General features: G+C 38.9%; 16 protein-coding genes and 1 tRNA gene. 9 read left to right on the top strand and 8 right to left on the bottom strand.

Annotation, left to right across the window (positions count from 1 at the left end; translation table 11 throughout):
• Positions 1 to 4: 4 nt before the first annotated feature.
• Positions 5 to 466, bottom strand: a complete 462-nt coding sequence (mraZ, locus tag B2W36_RS02365) for a division/cell wall cluster transcriptional repressor MraZ (RefSeq protein WP_293886343.1) — start codon at positions 464 to 466, stop codon at positions 5 to 7.
• 434 nt (positions 467 to 900) lie between these two features.
• Between mraZ and aspS the strand changes: the two genes are divergently transcribed.
• Both aspS and B2W36_RS02355 read left to right on the top strand, forming a co-directional pair.
• Positions 901 to 2,652 carry an aspartate--tRNA ligase gene (gene aspS / locus B2W36_RS02360; protein WP_293886342.1) on the top strand — a complete coding sequence of 584 codons (1,752 nt, stop codon included), beginning with the start codon at positions 901 to 903 and terminating at the stop codon, positions 2,650 to 2,652.
• A 96-nt stretch (positions 2,653 to 2,748) separates the two neighbouring features.
• Complete coding sequence (locus B2W36_RS02355; protein ID WP_293886341.1) at positions 2,749 to 4,137, top strand: LutB/LldF family L-lactate oxidation iron-sulfur protein; 1,389 nt, start codon at positions 2,749 to 2,751, stop codon at positions 4,135 to 4,137.
• Between the two features lie 81 nt (positions 4,138 to 4,218).
• On the opposite strand, the gene B2W36_RS02350 is transcribed toward B2W36_RS02355, so the two are convergent.
• Together B2W36_RS02350 and B2W36_RS02345 are read right to left on the bottom strand one after the other, a co-directional pair.
• Complete coding sequence (locus B2W36_RS02350) at positions 4,219 to 4,725, bottom strand: hypothetical protein (RefSeq protein ID WP_293886340.1); 507 nt, start codon at positions 4,723 to 4,725, stop codon at positions 4,219 to 4,221.
• 128 nt (positions 4,726 to 4,853) lie between these two features.
• A complete protein-coding gene (locus B2W36_RS02345; protein ID WP_293886339.1) occupies positions 4,854 to 5,762 on the bottom strand; it encodes an energy transducer TonB in 909 nt (302 codons plus the stop codon).
• A 72-nt stretch (positions 5,763 to 5,834) separates the two neighbouring features.
• Between B2W36_RS02345 and B2W36_RS02340 the strand changes: the two genes are divergently transcribed.
• Positions 5,835 to 6,656: a hypothetical protein gene (locus B2W36_RS02340; protein WP_293886338.1), complete on the top strand. Its 822-nt coding sequence runs from the start codon at positions 5,835 to 5,837 to the stop codon at positions 6,654 to 6,656.
• 69 nt (positions 6,657 to 6,725) lie between these two features.
• Here B2W36_RS02340 and tsaD read toward each other — a convergent pair whose 3' ends face one another.
• The gene (gene tsaD, locus B2W36_RS02335) at positions 6,726 to 7,727 is read right to left on the bottom strand and encodes a tRNA (adenosine(37)-N6)-threonylcarbamoyltransferase complex transferase subunit TsaD (protein ID WP_293886337.1); all 1,002 of its coding nucleotides are present in this window, start codon (positions 7,725 to 7,727) and stop codon (positions 6,726 to 6,728) included.
• Positions 7,728 to 7,779: 52 nt separating this feature from the next.
• On the opposite strand from tsaD, the gene B2W36_RS02330 reads away from it, so the two are divergent.
• Complete coding sequence (locus tag B2W36_RS02330) at positions 7,780 to 12,159, top strand: translocation/assembly module TamB domain-containing protein (protein WP_293886336.1); 4,380 nt, start codon at positions 7,780 to 7,782, stop codon at positions 12,157 to 12,159.
• 80 nt (positions 12,160 to 12,239) lie between these two features.
• Here the strand turns inward: B2W36_RS02330 and B2W36_RS02325 are convergent, their stop codons facing one another.
• The 3 genes from B2W36_RS02325 to B2W36_RS02315 all read right to left on the bottom strand — a co-directional run bounded on the left by B2W36_RS02325 (position 12,240) and on the right by B2W36_RS02315 (position 13,989).
• Entirely contained in the window at positions 12,240 to 12,377 is a 138-nt protein-coding gene (locus tag B2W36_RS02325; RefSeq protein ID WP_293886335.1) for a hypothetical protein, read from the bottom strand.
• 136 nt (positions 12,378 to 12,513) lie between these two features.
• Positions 12,514 to 13,839, bottom strand: coding sequence for a trigger factor (locus tag B2W36_RS02320; protein ID WP_209576687.1), 1,326 nt, complete (start codon positions 13,837 to 13,839; stop codon positions 12,514 to 12,516).
• A gap of 68 nt (positions 13,840 to 13,907) precedes the next feature.
• Positions 13,908 to 13,989: transfer RNA gene (locus tag B2W36_RS02315), tRNA-Leu, on the bottom strand.
• 149 nt (positions 13,990 to 14,138) lie between these two features.
• Here B2W36_RS02315 and B2W36_RS02310 point away from each other — a divergent pair.
• The 5 genes from B2W36_RS02310 to B2W36_RS02290 all read left to right on the top strand — a co-directional run bounded on the left by B2W36_RS02310 (position 14,139) and on the right by B2W36_RS02290 (position 19,267).
• Positions 14,139 to 14,750, top strand: coding sequence for a hypothetical protein (locus tag B2W36_RS02310; protein WP_293886334.1), 612 nt, complete (start codon positions 14,139 to 14,141; stop codon positions 14,748 to 14,750).
• On the top strand, positions 14,747 to 15,049 hold the full coding sequence (locus B2W36_RS02305) for a winged helix-turn-helix domain-containing protein (protein WP_293886333.1): 303 nt from the start codon (positions 14,747 to 14,749) through the stop codon (positions 15,047 to 15,049). Before B2W36_RS02310 ends, B2W36_RS02305 begins: the two co-directional genes overlap by 4 nt.
• Positions 15,050 to 15,100: 51 nt before the next feature.
• Entirely contained in the window at positions 15,101 to 15,592 is a 492-nt protein-coding gene (locus B2W36_RS02300) for a hypothetical protein (RefSeq protein ID WP_293886332.1), read from the top strand.
• Positions 15,593 to 15,596: 4 nt separating this feature from the next.
• Positions 15,597 to 17,063, top strand: a complete 1,467-nt coding sequence (creD, locus tag B2W36_RS02295) for a cell envelope integrity protein CreD (protein ID WP_293886331.1) — start codon at positions 15,597 to 15,599, stop codon at positions 17,061 to 17,063.
• Between the two features lie 161 nt (positions 17,064 to 17,224).
• On the top strand, positions 17,225 to 19,267 hold the full coding sequence (locus tag B2W36_RS02290; protein WP_293886330.1) for a S9 family peptidase: 2,043 nt from the start codon (positions 17,225 to 17,227) through the stop codon (positions 19,265 to 19,267).
• 404 nt (positions 19,268 to 19,671) lie between these two features.
• Here the strand turns inward: B2W36_RS02290 and B2W36_RS02285 are convergent, their stop codons facing one another.
• Entirely contained in the window at positions 19,672 to 20,736 is a 1,065-nt protein-coding gene (locus B2W36_RS02285) for an IS110 family transposase (protein ID WP_293886329.1), read from the bottom strand.
• Between the last annotated feature and the right edge of the window lie 258 nt (positions 20,737 to 20,994).

Here is a 20,994-nt window from a genome sequence, read left to right as displayed (position 1 = left end):
ACGCTTATAGTCCAAAATTAATATCTCCCATTACCTCTGCCGCCAAAGATGATATATCCTCCACACCACCGTCGCTCATCAACTCCTCATACCCTTCCTTAGACCAAACCTCAATCTTATTAAACTGACAGGCCAAAACCAATTCGGCCTGTATACCCGCAAACTCCAACAAGCTTTTCGGCAACAAAACACGACCTGCAGCATCCAAAGTTAATTCGGTTGCACCGCGTGTAAAAGCACGCACAAACGCACGAACCTTGGGATCGAATTGATTTAATTTCGCCAGTTTAGCTGTCATCAAATCCCATTCTTCCCGTGGATAAAAAACCAGATGTTTCTCAAAACCGCGATTCACAACAAGACCATCCCGCTCTACATGAGGCATTTGCCTCTTGAGCGCAGCTGGCAACACCATTCTTCCTTTGGCGTCTAACTTGCATTCAAATTCACCGATTAACTGAGTCATATCGTCAATTATCCTATTCTAATTTAAATGTAAAAGTATACACTTTCTCCCACTTTCCCCCACTTTATAACATAAAAAAGTTTTCCACATCGATAAATAGCTACAACAAACAAAATATCCTTTAAATAAAAAATCCTGCAAAACCTAATTTACAAGCAGTTAAACCCCTATCAACTTATAAAATCCCATGCGATAGAACAGTTTATTTTCCATACTTTTCGCCAAAAAATTAGAAATGAATTGTAAAAATTCTAGACCTATCAACTTAATTTCAACCACTTTTTTAGTAAAAAGGGGATAAAGTGGGAGCCATAAAAAAGACCATAGAGTATTGTGGAAGAAAGTGGGAGAAGGTCGTTCAAATAACCAAAGTAGAATTCGTTATTGTCGAGTAAAACCAATAATTTTGCGTCAAATATAATTTTCATAACGATATGCACAGAACACACACTTGTGGAGAATTAACACTAGCTGACTTAGGGAAGACGGTTACCCTAAGTGGATGGGTTCAAAAATCCCGCGATTTAGGCGGTATGACTTTCATCGATGTTAGAGACCGATATGGTATCACACAATTAACGTTCAATGCAGATGATGATGCGTCTTTACGCGCCAGTGCCCGTGAACTCGGAAGAGAATATGTCATCAAGGTAACTGGAGAGGTTATCGAACGCTCGAATAAAAATGCTAAAATCCCCACTGGAGATATTGAAATCAAGGTTTTAAATCTTGAAATACTAAATGCCGCTAAATTACCTCCTTTTACCATAGAAGATGAAACAGATGGTGGCGATGATATTCGAATGAAGTTCAGATACCTGGATTTACGCCGTAACCCAGTACGCGAAAACCTTATTTTACGCCATAAAACTTCACAAGAGATCCGCCGTTATCTTGACTCCCAAAATTTTCTGGAAGTTGAGACCCCTTATCTAATTAAATCAACTCCCGAGGGAGCACGTGACTTTGTCGTCCCTTCTCGGATGAATCCTGGAGAATTTTATGCCTTACCGCAATCACCTCAAACCTTCAAGCAACTCTTGATGGTCTCAGGTTTCGACCGCTATTTTCAAATTGTAAAATGTTTTCGTGATGAGGATTTGCGCGCAGATCGCCAACCCGAATTCACGCAAATAGACTGTGAAATGTCTTTTGTAGAACAGGAAGATGTCTTAAATATCTTTGAAGGTCTTGCAAAACACATCTTCAAAACAATCAAGGGGATTGATCTGGGTACCGTTCCACGTATGACTTACGCAGATGCGATGCGCCTTTACGGATCAGACAAACCAGATATTCGCTTTGGAATGCAGTTTTTTGAACTAAATGACGTTGCCAAAGGAAAAGGTTTCCCTGTATTTGATGCCGCAGAATTAGTGGTAGGGATAAATGCTGAAAACTGTGCCCATTACACCAGGAAACAATTGGATGCACTGACAGAATTCATCAAACGTCCACAGATCGGTGCAACGGGATTGGTCTATGCTCGTGTTAATGAAGATGGCTCAGTAAAGTCCTCTGTGGATAAATTTTTCACGCCAGAACAGCTGTCAGCAATTGCAGATGCGTTCCACGCGAAACCTGGCGACCTATTGTTAATTATGGCTGGGGGAACAGACAAAGTGCGCAAACAGCTCAATGAACTACGCCTTGAAGTTGCTGCACAATTGGGTTTCCGTAATAAAGAAACCTACGCACCGCTTTGGGTCGTTGACTTCCCGCTATTGGAATGGGACGAAGAAAACGGTCGTTATCACGCCATGCATCACCCGTTCACTTCACCCAAACCAGAAGATATTCCGCTTTTGGATACCAATCCTGGAGAAGTGAGAGCAAATGCCTATGACTTTGTATTAAATGGCGTAGAAGTCGGTGGGGGATCAATCCGTATCCATGACAGAGAACTTCAATCACTCATGTTCAAACATTTAGGGTTTAGCTCTGAAGAAGCAAAAAAACAGTTCGGCTTCCTGATGGAGGCCTTCACCTATGGCGCTCCCCCACACGGCGGACTCGCTTTTGGCTTTGACCGCCTGGTATCTTTATTGGCTGGCTTAGACACCATCCGCGATGTCATCGCCTTCCCAAAAAACAACTCGGGAAGAGATGTTATGATTGACGCACCGTCAACCATCCACCAAGAACAGTTGGACGAGCTCAGCTTAAATATTGCGATAAAAGCATAAATTTTTACCTCGATTTTCGAGAAACAATTTATTAACAGTATATTTAAAAGTTGGTAATTTTTACCAACTTTTTTTTGTGAAAAACCAGCAGATTAGATGGCAGAGAGTACCGCTAATGCATTTATAAAGGAAAGTGCGCAAAAAGCATTTGACACCAAACACCGCGATATTATCAATTACAATATCGACAAATACAGCATGGCTTTCGAAAAAGGCAAAAGTAAATTTGCGGATCTTGAAAATAGCAAGATAAAAGCCAATTTGATTAAGTGGAAGGTCATGGAAAATCTCGACCGCTACCTGTTGCAGTTTGAAGCCAATTTCACTGCCCGAGGTGGAAAAGTCATCTGGGCAAACGACGCCACAGAAGCGTTGGAAGAGATCTATGCGATCATTCAGCGTAAAAAGGCAAAGTCTGTAGTCAAGTCTAAATCGATGGCAACAGAAGAGATTGAGCTTAACCATTTTTTGGCTTCCAAAAATATTGATGCAATAGAAACCGATCTGGGCGAATATATTATACAGCTGCTCGATCAAAAACCCTATCACTTTGTTACCCCAGCCATGCACTTGAGCCTGGAAGATATTGCTAAGCTTTTCCATGAAAAATTTGACACTCCATTGGATGCTTCCGCAGAGCAACTGACAATGAAGGCGCGTGAACTACTTCGTGATCGCTACTTATCAGCAGAAGTCGGAATTACAGGAGCCAATTTTCTGATTGCTGAAACTGGTAGCCTAGCGATTACTGAAAATGAAGGAAATTCCCGATTGACATCGACGTTCCCGAAAACACATATCGCTGTAGTTGGAATAGAAAAAATAATTCCCAACCTACAAGATTTAGACATCTTTTGGCCGCTTTTATCTACACACGGTACTGGTCAGAATTTAACGGTTTACAATACACTACTTACCGGGCCTAAACAGGCTTACGAATCTGACGGTCCCGAAGAGATGTTTGTCATTCTGCTAGACAATGGCCGCAGCAAACTTCTCGCTCAGAAAGAACAGCGTCAGGGCTTATATTGCATCCGTTGCGGTGCCTGTCTGAATGTATGCCCAATCTATCAGAACATCGGTGGCCATACTTATGAAACAACTTATCAAGGCCCAATTGGATCACTCATATCACCTCATTTAAATGGGATGAAGGAATTTAAACACCTGAGCTACGCCTCTACACTCTGTGGAAAATGTACTGAGGTCTGTCCGGTAGGTATTGACATACAACGCATGCTTCTTGTGAACAGAAAAGATTCAGTTGATCAAGGTCTAGCTCCAAAAACGGAACAAAAAGCCTGGCAATGGTTCACTTATGGAATTATGCGAAGAAAATTGGTCGATTTTTTCGGTGGAAAATTCAAAAATTTTTTCATCCGAAAATTCTTTCAGAAAACATGGGGGCATCAGCGTGAATTACCTAAGTTGTCAGAAAAATCATTCTCCAAACAGTGGAAAGAACAACAAAAAAATAAAGAGTAAAAAATGAAAGAGGGAACCAACGGTTCCCTCCTCTACTAACACTCACCAATATTTAATATGAAAACTATCCTTGTTTAATGTTTATGATGCTTTTATGTCGGCGTCATTTGTTTTATTCAGTTCTCCTTTTTTAACGTCTTTTCTTTTGAGCTGTCTGTCTTTTTTCCAATGCTCTTTGTGCATTTTTCGATTTTCAGCGTAAGAATCTTTTAACGTTTTTTGTTGCTCTGGGGTTAACATTCCCATCATTTTTTCATGTTCCGCCACACGTTGCTTTTTCATTTTTGCACGATGTTCCTTTCGTTCAGCGGCCATTTTTTGATGATCCTGTGCTTGCTTCAAATGAAATGCATAGATATCCTTACGCTGTTTATCCGTAAATTTCAGCTTTTGATCCATGCGATCAGTTTTCATCTTAGCTACTTCCTCAGGAGTTTTATTTTTAAAACCATCTTGCATCCTTCCGCTTTTATGTTTATGCATGGAAGTTTGCATTTCTTTCAATTCTGGTTTAACATCTTTTTTTTCTTGAGCGAAACCGGCTAACATCAATCCAGATAAAGCCAAACTTAACATCAATTTTTTCATTTCTTTATTTTTTTAAAACCAACAATCATTTTTTTAATAAGTACTCTTTTTCAACTTATTTATTAGTAAGAGCCGTATCGGCTATCAAAAGTTTAATTGATGATTTGTTAAATAAAGTTAAGAAGAGCTTATTGGCTTACAGCACTTAAACGGATCGGTAACGTATATGCCACACGCACTTTAAGTCCATTCTGTACACCAGGTTTCCATTTTTTCGCTTTCTTCAATAAGTTTATAGCAGCCTCCCCGGTACCAAATTTCATATCACGTTTGACAGCAATATCTGTCAATGACCCATCTTTCTCAACGACAAAAGAAACCTCTATAACACCAGAAACCCCTTGATCTAAAGCCTGTTGCGGAAAGTTATAATTCTCGGCAATCCATTTCATAAACGCGGGCAGCCCTCCTACAGGTATTGGCATAATCTCCACCGATGTAAATGTATTGTTAGCATCACCATCAGTTCCACCGCCGGATACCGAACCAATCCCGGAGCCAGTAATATCACCATCTCTTTTCGAAGAACCAAATTCACCGCGCGCAATATATGTACCCGATGGACTTGCCTTCAATGTAATCCTTGAAGTCATCGTATTGGGATTCTTCAGTTCATCCTGACTCACAAGTTCTTCCGTAACTTGATTTGCTTTGGCCACTTTTATATCAGGCATTCTAACCAGATCAAATTTGGATACATCTTGGGCAACTTGCTGCGGGGCCTTCTCCTGCATCATGACAGGTTCTTCAGGAACCTCTTCTTTCTCCTCTACCTTCTTTTGAATTTCTTCCAGCATGTCGGGTCCCATATCTTGTACTTTATAAATCACGGCCGGAACAGTTTGCTTAAAATATGTATTATATGCATAGGATCCTGCGATCAGCAAAACTGCAAAAGAAACCACAATTCCCAAACCCACATTCGTTGCTTTATCAGAGAGATTTCGCAACTCGTAAGCGCCGTACATTTTGTTACGACCAGCAAAAATAACATCCAGCCATTCTTTGCGGTAAATATTCAATTTGGAGTTCATCATAATATTAAAGTTTAAATCTTTTCATTATGATGCACGAAAGCCTTATATTTCACAAAAAAAATATAGATGCTTATGAAGTCATTTTTTTCAGCTATTATTCTACTTACAGTATATGCTTGTGGCAACAATCAACATCAATCCAAGACTGCAATTAAGCATGAAAATACGGAAGAAACAATTTCACCATACTTTGGCTTTTTGAACCAGCAAATGGACTCACTTATCGCTCTTCCGATGGATCAGGCAATGGAAAGTCCCGAAAAATATAATTATGTTATCGTAGAAGACCAAGTCAGCCCCCTTGAGTTTGTTGAGAATAAAACAGATAGTAAGGGGAGCAACGGTAGACAGACCGCACAGAACTTTGCAAATAGTGAAGGTTCATTATTTAAAATTAGCGCTGCAATTAAATCCGGTGAATTTGGTATGCTGGTCAACAAGGCTTTTATAGATCAGTATAAAATCGAGAAGTTTACACAAGTTCAAAGAGAAACTTCCACAAATATTAGGGAGCAACTTGAAAAAAAATACAACAGAAAGATTAACAAAAGTACAACCATAGCGATACTCAGCGATGAGTCGGAGTTTAATCTTACGGTTTTTGAAAATCAACAAGACTCTGCCTTAGCCGTATTTTCGTACGCCAAGGACGAAGAGTTGATCAATTTGGATTTTCCAGCCTTGTATGATGACATCAGTACCTGGCGTGTTGATGACGGCGGCCAATTTGACAACGATGCTTTTCACATACTAACAGTATTACGATCAGCACAAGGGATCAGTTTTATCAGTATCTTTTGGGGAGCTGAAGGTTATGAACTGAATTTCTACCAGCCTAAGAAAAACGTATTTACCTCGGCAGCACAAGCCTATGGATATAGTTCGCCATTATAAGATAGTAACTATACTAAGTTTCCCATGACCAATGAAATTGCCGTGGGAAACTTGAAACACCCTACTTGATTATAGATGCATTCTAGCCATAGGAGCCACATCCTGACCCACAAAATCTTTCTTTAAAAATTTATGGTAACCCGCAATCGCAATCATCGCTGCATTATCCGTACAATATTCAAATTTTGGTATGAATACCCTCCAATTGTATTTTTCACCCATTTCAATCAAGCTCTGTCGGAGACCAGAATTAGCCGAAACACCCCCTGCGATAGCGATATCCATTACACCAGTTTCCTTTGCCGCTTTCTTTAATTTATTCAACAGAATAGATACAATACGCGATTGCACACTGGCACACAGGTCGGCCATATTGTCTGTCAGAAAATCTGGATTCAGCTTCAATTGGTCTTGAACCAAATAGAGTATTGCGGTTTTCAATCCTGAAAAACTGAAATTTAAACCTGGGATTTGTGGCTCAGGAAGCTTATAAGCGGTCGGATTTCCATCTTTGGAATATTTATCTATAAGCGGTCCACCCGGATAAGGAAGATTTAAGATTTTAGCGGTCTTATCAAAAGCCTCCCCCGCTGCGTCATCCAATGTCTCCCCAAAAAGTTCCATTTCAAAATAATCTTTCACCAATACAATTTGTGTATGACCACCGGAAACTGTAAGACATAAAAAAGGAAAGTTTGGCTTCGGATCTTCAATAAAATGAGCTAAAATATGCGCCTGCATATGGTTTATATCAATTAAAGGAATATTTTGCGCTAGTGCAAATGACTTAGCAAAAGACGTTCCTACCAAAAGTGCACCTAATAATCCCGGCCCCCGTGTAAAACTCACTGCATCTATTTGATTTTTGCTTACTTTTGCTTGGCGAATGGCTTCGTCCACTGTTGGAATAATATTTTGTTGATGAGCGCGAGAAGCCAACTCGGGAACTACTCCACCATATTTCGCGTGGATTGCCTGAGTGGCGATAACATTTGAGCGAATTTCACCGTTTATACAGATAGAAGCGGAGGTTTCATCACAAGAGGATTCGATCCCTAAAATAATAGCCATAGCTGGAGGTAATAAATTTTAATACAAAAGTATCAAAAAAATAATTAAAATAGTGTCAATAGTCCTGGGTAGTATAGTCATTATACTGCTTGCATTGGCATTGTCGCTGCAGTTGAAGCCCGTACAAAACTATGTTGCACAAAAAGCTGTAGACTATTTATCAAAGGAACTAAATACCAAAATAAGTCTCAAGAGCATCTATTTTAAGCCCTTCAAATCTATTGTAGTAGAAGATTTTCAACTCTATAGTCCGCAAGGAAAAAAAATAGTACATTCAGGCAAGCTAGAAGCTAATGTCAACCTCTCTGAGTTCATTGAGTCGAACAAGATTGTAATCAATAAATTAACAATTGAAGATACTGAAGCTTCCTTTGAACAATTTCAGGATAGCAGTAATATTTCATTCTTAATTCGGTATTTCAACCCACCAAAAAAAGAAAAAAAGAAAAGTTCAAAAAAACTCATCTTTGCGATCAAAGAAGTTATCATCAAAAACAATGCGTTCAACTACACTGACCACAAACGCAAGCATTACAATAAAGTGGTCGATTTTGGAGATTTAGGAATCTCCAAATTAAACGCTCATCTTGATAATATTAAAATGGATTCCAATCAATTTTCAGCAGATATTAAGACCTTTAATCTGCATGAAAAGAAAGGATTGGTTATTAAAGGTCTTCTTGCACGTACGACGATAAGCAATACGGCTATTGAACTCAGTGAACTGATGTTGGCAACCAACCGTTCTACATTTAAGAATTATATTAAACTTAGTTATAAAAGCTTTGACGACTTTTCAGACTTCATCAATAAGGTTCACATACAACTTCGAGCGCGAGATTCACGTATTCATTCCGAAGACATTGCTTTCTTCTCCTCCCCCATGCACCAGGTCCAGTTTGATGTCCATATTAAAAAAGCAAATTTGGAAGGTACGGTATCGGCAATCAACGCCAGTCAGGTCGATTTAACAATCGGTAAGAAGACAAGCTTAGCAGGTGATCTACAAATTATTGGACTACCTGACATCGATAAAACAGATTTCATCATTCCACAGGTAGCAATTTCATCCGAATATCAAGACTTAAATCGGGTTATTGCCGATTTAGGAAATCTAAAAAACTTTAAACTCCCGGAAATTGTTCAGCTTTTCAATAGATTTTCTTTCAAAGGAAGTCTACATGGACTGTACAATAAATTTAAAACAAAGGGAATTTTCACGACCGATATTGGTGATGTTACAGCGGATGGATTGCTGGATATCCAGAAAGAAACCAAATATGCAGGTAGCTTCCAATCGAAAAAATTCGATGTAGGAGCGATTACAAAAGTAAAAGATTTAGGAACAACAGGGTTCAATCTACAAGTAGACGGAGCAGGTACTGATCCCAAAATGCTAGCTTTGATGATAAAAGGTAATTTGACAAATTTCAACTTTAAGAATTACAGCTATCAAGATGTACAGATTGAGGGAAAAACAGAAAAGAAACTTTTCGTCGGATCCGGAAGTATATCCGATCCAAATTTAAAATTACAGTTTACAACAGATATTGATTGGTCCGCCAAACCCAATTATCATCTAGATGCTGATATTCAGCAAGCTAATCTAAAAAAAATCAACTTCTTTCAAGGGGATTCCATCAACATTAAGAACACAAAATTCCATACCAGCTTAATTGGGGACAATATCAATAATATTACCGGTGAGTTTAAATCAGACAGTGTAAGCTTCAGTTCTTCGAAAGGGCAATTTGTTATACGAAACATCAATTTTCTAGCAGAAGGAGATGAAAATGCACGCTCGTTAACCTTGCAGTCGGCTATCGGACATATTGATCTCAAAGGAAGAATAGACCTCAATACGATAGTTCCTTATTTTAAAGCTTTAGCGATGCGCTATGCCCCCGCTATTGGTTTTGAGAAGGACATGTTTAACCGCCAAGACTTTGACCTCAATATTAATATTACTTATTTCAAGCCTATCGCAACGTTCTTTAAAAAAGATATTGCGCTGGACAGTGGTGCAACATTGAACGCCAAATTTGAAAGTGAAAAACAAACGGCTAATTTTAATTTTTACGCGCCTGAATTGAAGTACAATGGTATCCGACTCACTCACCTGATTATCGATCAAAATGCCAATTTGAAAAATATGGAACTGCAAACCTCCATTGATCGAATTAACTTTACCGACAGTACCTATATTAAAAACGTCAATATTTCAAACACGCTGGCAAACGATAGTTTACAATTCAACATCAAAATGTCGGAACTAGAGGCAAGCAACAGTCTAGATCTGAATGGAGTCATCCGTTTTGCTCATGCCAAACCTGCCTATATCAATTTCTATCCGTCGAATATCTTGATCAATAGAGAGAGCTGGCTAGTCAATAATGATGCACAGCTGAAAATATCGAAAGGCAAATGGTACTTTGAAAAACTAACGCTAAGTCATGATAACCAAAAGGTCCACATTGACGGTATACTTTCCAATGAAGAAAGTGATCAGATCAATCTTAAATTTCAGGACTTTAACCTCACCTCCTTAAATGGTATAACCAAGCCTTACGGCATCAATCTCTCCGGAAATATGAACGGAAATATTGAAGTTAACGCTGTGTTTAAATCTCCCTTTGTTGTAGCCAATATAAAGACTTCTCCTATCCTCTATAACAATATTCCCATCGGTTCACTGGCGCTTAGTGCTAATTACGACCCCGAAAATCAACACGTAAAACTAGAGAGCAAAATCGAAGAAGGTAATAAATTGATTCAGCTACAAGGTTCTTATAATCACTTAAATGAAAATAATAAGCTTAATCTTAAAGCCAAACTCGCAAATACAGATGTATTCATTTTTCAGCCATTTTTAAGAAGCTTAGTATCCAATATTCAGGGAAAAGTGAACGCAGATCTTACGATTGAAGGTGACATTCTAAATCCCAAAATTACAGGCGACGGCAAATTAGAAAATGCTTCGATGGTTATCAATTATCTAAAAACCCCCTATCGGCTTTCTGATAAAATTGAGCTTACCAACAATCGAATCTTTCTAAAAGGATTAAAAGTATATGATCCAAAAAACAATGTAGCGACCATTGATGGGGTTGTCGACCTCAACAAATTAAGTGACCCTGATATAGATATTACTGCAGAAGCCAAGAATTTTTTAGTATTAAATACCACAATTAAGGACAATGACATATATTACGGAACGGCTTACGCCTCGGGCAATTTCAAGTTTAAGGGACTTACCTCAGCAATGAATATCAACATCCGTGCTAAATCCGAAGAAAATACTGTTATCAATATCCCTTTCAACAACGCGAGCACCATATCAGATACCGACTTTATTTACTTTATCGAGAAAGACTCCACAAAAATCAAGAAAAACACAAAAAAACGAGATTTCAACGGTCTGACTATGAATATGGATCTCCTAATCAACCCCAATGCAGAGATCAATTTATTCTCCAGTATGGGCGAATTATCGGGACGGGGAAATAGCAATCTTAATATGCGAATATCCTCTTTGGGCGATTTTGAAATGTTTGGGGATTTTATCATCAACAGTGGAAAATTTAATTTCACCGCCCAAGATTATATCAATAAAATCTTTGATCTTAAAGAAGGTGGAACAGTGCGATGGGCTGGAAATCCCACAGAAGCCAATATCAATATCAACGCCATCTATCAACAAAGAACGAGCTTAGCACCGCTTTATAATGCTGCCGGACGTGAAGAAAATCCCGAACGCGTATTGGCACAGGCCGACATGATCTTAAAAGGTCAATTAAGTCAGCCTGAGATCACCTTCGACATCAATTTCCCACAGAACCCCGGCGTTAAGGATGAGTTGCAAGGTTATTTTTCAGATGCCAACAATGTCAATCAACAAGCACTTAGTCTGATCGTTCGAAGGAGTTTTACCCCTGGCACACAAACTGACTTCGGTAAAGAAGTGAACAATACTTTGTTATCTGCGGGAACTGAGATAGCATTCAACCAAATCAACAACATTATAGCCCAATCGCTCAACATCAATTTCTTTGATATTAATATTAAGTCTTTAAATGATGCTTCCGCCTCGCTACGCTTATTTAATGACAGACTTGTCTTGACCGGAGGGATCTCGGATCGCAGAAGTCAAGCCCTTACGGATTTAAATGTTTTTTCAGATCGGGTCTCTACAGATGCTGAAGCGATGTTTTATTTAAGAAAAGATGGCCGTTTAGTCCTCAGGGCCTCAAACAGATTAAACACCCGAAATTTTCTTCTTAGCCCCAACGATGGCGAGTATATAAGCGCTTTCGGATTACTGTATCGACAGGAATTCAACAGCTTCTCCGAGTTCTTAAAACGGCTATTTCCATTTGGCAAGAAAACGATTACGACAACTCCTGCTGAAACAAATAAAGGCAAGGTCAATTAACCCTTTCCGTCTAATTCTTTGGGTAGTTCAACCGGTCTCTTCAAACTCAAGAAAACCTCTTTCAATTCCGGAATACCTCTTTAAGCTAAGACAGACCTCGTCCATCTCAATCGGATTCTTTTCGTCTCCAACAGCCCAACTTCCATTCCAACCGCATTGTCCCTATTCCATGAATCCATCTCGATTTCAACAGCAGCGCTTTTGTATTTCAGCTCCATATAACTGCCGACTCAAGCGATTTGTGGAAGATCTGAACAACAAAAAAATAGTGTAAAAGCTGCGGCCACGCTGCGATGAAAATAAAAAAAGTCCCTTCAGTAGATTGAAGGGACTTCCTTTTTATTTAAAAATCGATTAGGATAATTTCTCGAATTCTTTGTATTCGATTTCTTCCGAATTCAATTTAACTAAACCCTTCAAGTGATCAAATACCTTCAAAGCTTTAGCTTCTTCAAACAAACGATTACCTTGTTCGCGGTCTTGCAATAATTGAATTGCAAATTGGTTCAACTGCTCATCAGAAGGCTCTTCATTGATGTTATACATCTTGATCTGCGCATAGATGCGTTCCTTCGCTAAATTGATCACTTCATCATATTTAACTTCAAGACCGTTTTCTGTAACCACACGATTTTCAATGATCGTCCATTTCAAGTTGTTTAAGAAATCGGCAAATCCTTCGTTTAATTCTTCTTCAGAAATACTTGGATTAGTTGCTTTCAACCATCTTTTTAAGAACTCTTCAGGGAAAGCTACATCAACCTTTTCCATACCAAAAGTATACATGTCATTACGTAACTTTTGATCAGAATTTTGTTTGAATAAGTTTTCAACTTCTTCTCTCACTTTTTCTGTGAATTGAGCTTCTTCCGTCACTTCACCTTCAGTGAATAACTTATCGAAAAATTCCTGATTAAGATCAGCTTCCTCTAAACGGTTGATATTCTTAACAGTCAATTCAAATTTAGTTACGTCTAAAGCAGTTGCTTCCTCTTCGGTAATACCTAATATCCGTGCTAAATCTTCCGTTTTAAATGCTTTTTTAACGTCAATCTTAACAACATCGTCCTTCTTAAGACCAACCAATGATTTTTTGACCTTAGCATCTTCTACGATATCAGTACGTATAGAAGTTGTTTTCTCTAAACCATCCTCTTTATCTTGCTTCAATGTTGCATACAATACATCACCTTCTTCAGAAACTTCTGGATTAGTCATTTTTCCATAGCTACGACGCAAGTTCTTGATACGATCTGCCAATGTTTCTTCATCAGCTTTGATTTCGTAAGAAGTAAATTCAGTCTCAGCAGTGAAAGGCAATTCAAACGCCGGAGCAAGACCAATTTCATATTTAAAGTTGAAATTGTCTTTATAATCCCAGCTGTACTGCGCGTCATCTTCCAAAGGAAGTGGCTGACCTAAAACTTCTAATTTATTTTCAGTAATGTAATTGGTGATTTTTTCATTCACTAATTTATTGACCTCATCAAATAAAATAGACTTACCATAAGTACGTCTGATATGTCCAACAGGAACTTGACCTGGACGGAACCCTGGCAATTTTGCTTTTTTAGCTTGCGCTTTAATCTCTTTGTCGACTTGAGGATTATAATCTTCAGGTGCTAATGCGACGTTGACTACCGCATTGATTGCATCTACATTCTCGTGTGAAATATTCATACTCTTTTTAGCTATATCGCATTCATAAAAAAATCCTCCCGAGGTTTTAAGTTCGGGAGGACATCAAGTGCGGAAGAAGGGACTCGAACCCCCACGCCTTGCGGCGCCAGATCCTAAGTCTGGTGCGGCTACCAATTACGCCACTTCCGCATTAGGATTTCTTTTGATGCCACAAAGATAGAAACCAAACATATATCCTGCAAGTATTTTCTACTCTTTTTTTTATTTTTTTTCAATACTCGCCTAGGCCCTTGCATAATTCATTATTATTCATTTACTTTGAATATCAAAGTACTTTTATGGAACAGAAAGATTTATATAAAGAGCTTGGGCAGATCAGATCATTAATGGAAAAATCGTCCAAATTTGTTTCAATTAGCGGATTATCGGGCGTCCTTATGGGTTGCTATGCGCTCGTGGGAACACTATTAGGATACTATATTATATATCAACCTCAAAGTGCCGTGCTATTAGGGGGCAATAATTTGGAAAGATCCCAAGTGCTTTTGATCATTGCGCTGACCATTTTATTCTTATCCTTAGTGACTGGTTTTGTCATGGCGCGTAGAAAGGCGAGAAAAAATAAACAGTCCATTTGGAACATGAAAAGCAAATCACTTTTATTTGCAGTTTCAATTCCATTGCTTGCAGGTGGCTTCGTATCGGCGCTGTTTTTTATCCAAGGATACTACCAGCTGGTTGCCGCTATGCTGCTCATATTTTATGGACTAGCACTGACCGCAGGGAGTATTTATACATTTGCCGAAGTAAAAGCACTAGGCATAATAGAAATCTGCCTAGGCCTGATCGTGCTAGCTTTTCCGGATAAAGGATTACTTTTGTGGGGATTGGGATTTGGTGTGTTACACATCATCTATGGTTTTATCGTTTACAAAAAATACGAATCGTGAAATTAGATCTTTCTCTATATGACAAAATATTTGAAAACAGAGTACGACTCCAGATAATGAGTGTTCTCGCGGCAAATGAGGAGTACGATTTCAATTCTTTGAAAGAATTGTTGGAGGTAACGGATGGTAACCTTGCCTCCAATCTGAAAACGTTGGAAAAAGAAGAATATATTGTTGTCGAGAAAAGCTTTGTCGAACGAAAGCCAAATACCCGATATAAAAGAACTGCTAAAGGACTAAAAGCATTTGAAAATCACCTTGCTGCACTAGAAAATTTAATAAAACAACAATATAAATAATTTTTTTATCCATATACTTTGAAAACCAAAGTACTTTTAAAAAAAATAAATATGAAAAAAATCCGATTAAAGCTCATGTTGTACCTCTACGACTGGTCCTCCAAAATCTATACGATAGTCTTTAAATGGAATAAAAAGGCTTGGGGAATTCGCAAGGAAGAATTTCTAAATTATCCTGTCGGAAGCATTGGTCACTCGCTTGGCCTTTTTTACGAAAGTAAGGGCTTCGAAGTGATGCCTAAATTAGAAAATCATGACGTTTTTCACATTCTGACCGAAACTGGAACAGAAATCCAAGACGAAATTGCGATGCAGTATATGTTGTTGGGTAATGGAAAGATCAGCTTATACCTTTTTGGGATGGTCCTCGTTGGCGGAATACTGTTCCCAGAATACTTCAGTTATTACAAAAAGAACTTTCAAAAAGGCCGAACACTTCAGCGATTTCATCATTTAGAATTTAAGGACATGTTACAGTTACAGCTCACCGAACTTCAAATCGCACTGTATAGCAAAAACATTCAAATAAACCTAAACAGCTAAAACCATGGACAACAACAATTCATCTCCAATGGAGCCCTCTTCATTGTTTGAGAAAATCAGCAATTCCACTTTACTAAAACTATTCGTCATCTTATTTCTTTCTTTAATCTTGCTTATCCCTCTTGCATTAATTCGTGATTTAATTGAAGAAAGAAAATCAAGGGAACAGGAAGTGTCCGGAGGCATCGCTCTCAATTGGGGAAAAGACCAAGTAGTGTCCAGTCCAGTACTTGCTATCCCCTATCGCGAAACGGTCCCTTTATCGGCCGAAAAAACTGAAAAATCTAACCTGAGAGAAGAGACTAAATGGATATTTGTCTTACCCAAAACTTCCAATATCGTTACAGCTATTTCTCCCCAACATCTTTCAAGAGGAATTTATACTTCTGTAGTTTATAGCAGCAACATCACCGTGGAAGGAAATTTTGGCAAATTAAACCAAGAAAAACTGGAGATTCCAGTCGAAAATATTGACTGGAAAGGCAGCAAGCTTATTTTTGGTATCCAAGATTTTAAAGGACTCGGAAAGCGACCAACATTGAACTGGGATGGTCAGGATATAGTTTTCGATCCAGATTTCAATAATCTCAATCTTTTTAATCAAAATTTGGTTTGTGCTGTACCATTAACCCCTCAGGACGATAATAATCATTTCAAGATCAAACTGGATTTAAAAGGATCGAAGTCCCTCAACTTTTTGCCCCTTAGCGACCAAACAAATATCCAAGCAAAAGGAAACTGGGCTAATCCAAGTTTTACAGGTGCGTTTCTACCAAGCAAGCGAAATACGGAAGCTTCAAATTTTTCCGCATCCTGGGAAATTCCATCTTTCAGCCGCAAACTTCCACAACAATGGGTCGGTGACGCACACAACATCTATCGCTTTGACGCCAACATAGAGAACGCCAACGATACCAACGAAACAACAACGCCACAAACTATCACGCCGCCGGGCACTTCCGCAAACAATCTATTGGACAATACAGATATGATTACCATTCATTTTTTACCCGACATCAACAACTATCAAAAGACAACCAGAGTTGCCAAATACGGTATTTTGATCATCATCCTTACCTTTACTTCACTCCTATTTACGGAAGTAATCAAGAAAAAAAGAGTTCATATCATTCAATACATACTAATCGGTGCAGCCATGGTGCTTTTCTACACCTTGCTGTTGGCCTTATCAGAACATATCGGCTTTAATTTGGCTTATGTGACAGCAACAATGGCGACAGTCTTACTTATTGGCAGTTTTATCAAAGCTATTACCAAGGATGCGAAGACCGCAGCGCTTCTCAGTTCGATATTAGGCATATTTTATCTCTTTATTTATGTATTGATGCAGCTCAGAGATTATTCGTTAATCGCCGGAACTATTGGAATCTTTATTATTCTGGCCATTCTCATGCGTGTTTCGACAAAAATAAATTGGTATCAATTTGACAATGACCATGCAGATCAATAGACAACATGTTAAAATATACTGGGTACTTATCGAAGTATTCCTAAAAAAATAAAAATTTCCCTTTATAGCCATTAACATACAGATTAATGGCTATTTTTTGCTTTCCTTAAGTTTTATTGGCAAAATCTGTAACTTGCAAAGATATTTTTCAGCATAACAATATGAAAAAACTTACAATATTTGCATTAGCAATAATAACATGCAATTTAAGCAACGCCCAAACCTCCAAACAACCCATGAATCCAACTACACTTTGGGAACTTGGACGTGTATCAGCAGAGGGACTTTCAGCAGACGGCAAAACACTGGTGTATGGTGTTTCCAATTATAACCTGGAAAGTAATTCAAGTGAAAAAAATCTATATACGGTTTCACTTACAAATGGAGCCGTTAATCAGTTCACCGATCAGAAAGGTGGCGAGTCCGTGGTTCAAATCGAAAAAAATGGCGATGTTATCTACTTGTCCAAAGGTCAACTCTGGAAAAAAAATCTGTCAAAAGGAGAAGCTGTACAATTGACGTCTGGTGACATGGAATTGGAAAATGTTAAGTTTTCACCCGACGGAAAACAAATACTCTTCAGCCAGTCCGTTCTTGTAAAAAAATACCACAGCACAGACAAATATCCCGAATTACCAAAATCAGACGCTTATATCTATGACAACTTAGACTATAGACATTGGGACACCTTCAATGATGGCAAGTTCAGTCATCCTTTTGTAGCGAGTTTTGTTGATGGTAAAGTTGGTGAGCCGGTAGACCTGTTGAAGGACCAACCCTTCTATAGCCCGCAAGCACCATTTGGTGGCGCCGAGGATTTTGCCTGGTCTCCAGATAGCAAGGCCGTGCTGTATGTCTGTAAAAAGAAATTCGGAACAGACTATGCCGTCAGTACCAATACCGATATTTATCGCTATGATATCGCCAGCGGAACGACTTCCAACCTGACAGAAGGAATGAATGGGTATGATACAGCCCCAACCTATTCTCCCGATGGAAAGAGCCTAACTTGGCTCAGCATGAAGACCGATGGTTATGAATCGGACAAAAATGACATCATCTTATTCGATAAAAACAGTTCGATCCGTCTTAACTTAACGGCGCATTGGGATGGTACAGTCAATAGCTTTATTTGGAGCAACGACAATCGAAAAATCTATTTCACCGCTGCTACGAAAGGCACCGTACAATTATTTGAACTTGAAGTCCCTACAAATATCAAAACAAAAGGCTTACCTAAGATCCATCAAATTTCGGAAGGCGACTTTGATATCACTGGTATTGTGGGGCAGGTAGCGGATAAATTGATCGTCAGCTCCACAAAATTCACGCGCGCAACCGAAATCTTTAGTTTTGATCTGAAAAGCAAGTCCTTAACTCCGGTCACCAAAGTCAATGATGCTAAGTATGCAAATATTAGCGAAAACAAAATTGAGAAACGTACCACCAAGGCATCCGATGGAGCAGATCTATTTTCATGGGTCATCTATCCCCCAAACTTTAACCCCGCAAAAAAATATCCAACTATACTTTACTGTGAAGGTGGCCCTCAGTCTGCCCTTACTCAATTTTATTCATTCCGCTGGAACCTACAGTTAATTGCATCGCAAGGTTATATTGTGATCGCGCCAAACCGTAGAGGGATGCCTGGTTGGGGTGTAAAATGGAATGAGGCTATTTCTCAAGACTGGGGCGGTCAGCCTATCCGGGATTACTTAGCAGCCATAGACGATATCTCCAAAGAATTTTACGTAGATACCGCACGTCGTGCGGCTATTGGAGCCAGTTATGGTGGCTATTCTGTTTACCAATTAGCGGGCGTACACCAAAACCGTTTCAAGACCTTCATTGCCCACAATGGTTTGTTCGATATGAGAAGTTGGTATGGAACCACAGAAGAACTATTTTTTGCTAACCATGAATTAGGGGGGGGATACTGGGATAGCAAAAATGAAAAATCCTACACAGCGTTCAATCCGATTGAAAAAGCAAATAATTGGCACACCCCGATTTTAATCTTTCAAGGTGGAAGAGATTACCGTGTTCCAATCGGACAGGGGCTGGCGGCATTCCAATTAGCTCAGCTCAAAAAGATTAAGAGCCGTCTAGTCTACCTTCCTGATGAAAATCACTGGGTACTGTCCGGGCAAAATGCACAGGTCTGGCAAAACGAATTTTTTAACTGGCTGAAAGAAACGCTATAGGTAGGAAAGTGAAATCGTCAATCAACTTCTGGTTTTGTTACCAAAAATGCCACGCATGGCGTGGCATTTTTGTTTCGATTCCTAATTGACCGTATCTAGTCCTATTAACCATGGATTAATGCCACCTTGCACCTTAGCTAGGGGTTAACAGGGGGTCTACAGGGGTTTACCCCTATTAACCCAGTGTTAACCCTCTGTAAAAATGGAGTTAAAACGGTCTTAATGGAGAACGTGGTGAAAGCTTATTAACAAGAAAGTGTGGATCAGCAAGCACACAATGCAAGGGAGCAAATTTAGGGCATTGAGTCGGCCGACGGATTAACATGCCAAAAGTCAACCTCCTGAAAACAAAAAAGGTACTGTTTTAAATTCCAAATATTTAGACAAAAAAGTATTTTTGTATTCTAAAGAAGTTCAACTTCTGAACTATCTAGTGTAGTCTCGGTTTTCGAATCGGGACTACTTACTTTATAATTTTCTATAAATACCGTATCATTTTTCCAAATCGTATACATTAAGATTAATAATTTTCTCTGTATGGCAACCTGCCCTACCATTTTTGATGACTTCTTCTGGATGATTCTCAGGTAGGTTTCCTTTAGCGATGGATTGTATCTACAAGCTACCATAGCCGGAAAATACAGTGCATTTCTAATATATCTATTCCCTTTCTTGGATATTCTGGTTTTTCCTTTGACCGATGTTCCAGACTCCCGCTGAACCACATCGTATCCGGCATAACTGACAAGCTGTTTAGCGCTACCAAATTGTTCAAACGCCATTGTTTCACCAAGAATGGTCACCATGGTAATCATACCAATCCCCTTTATTGTTGAGAGTTTCTCAACTTTTTTATCCAGCTCAGGATCTGACGTTACTAGCATGGTGATCTCTTTGGTACATCTACCAATCTCCTTTTCTATCTCTGCAATCAGCTTTTTATTGCTCTTCAGGATAAAGCGTTGGATATCGTGCGAACAGTCCTTACTATGTTTGATGTTCCCCAATGCAATTTTCTGCTCTTGAAGCTGGACATAGTATCTGGTCAAATTTCTCAGCTGCAATAATATCAATGGAGGTGGGGTCCATGCTTTATGAATCCGTTCAACACCGAACTGACTCAAGATTCTTGCATCAACAGCATCTGTCTTGGTCTTAATATTGAGACTCGAAAAATAGTGCTTTGAGGTATTGGGAAGGACAACATGAACTTTTTTCTTAATCTTGTGCAGATGGTGGGCAAGGTTCTCATAATAGACCCCCGTAGCTTCCATCAAAAAAACAAGTTCCGTATTCGGTGCAATAAATCCTTTAGCCCAGCGCAGAAACTGGTTGAAACCTTTGGTTTCGTTAATAAAATCCACCGTCTTTGAGAACGTTAATTCTCCATCCCCTAAACGCTGACACACACATGCTGTAAATGTCGCTTTTGAGATATCTATCCCAATACACTGTTTGCTAATAGCCATAGTCAAGAATTTAAATCATATTGACTTAATCCTCCTTCGTCTATCCTTTTGTTTTATCCAGGCTCGAAATAACGGCCTTAAGTACTGTTCAGACTCCTGAGAATAAAATCGTGTGGAAAATTCCTTTTTTACGGTATAACAAGAGGTTTACCTAGCCTGCATTCGTCTCACAAGAAAAGCCAATACATTTTGTATAACAACAATATAATGACCTTTTTCTAATTCTCAGTAAATATAAGAAGCTGTCCGACAAGGGCA

It is taken from the genome of Sphingobacterium sp. UBA3549 (genome assembly GCF_002376635.1).
Classification (GTDB): Bacteria; Bacteroidota; Bacteroidia; order Sphingobacteriales; family Sphingobacteriaceae; genus Sphingobacterium.
This window is presented reverse-complemented; position numbering and strand designations above follow the sequence as displayed.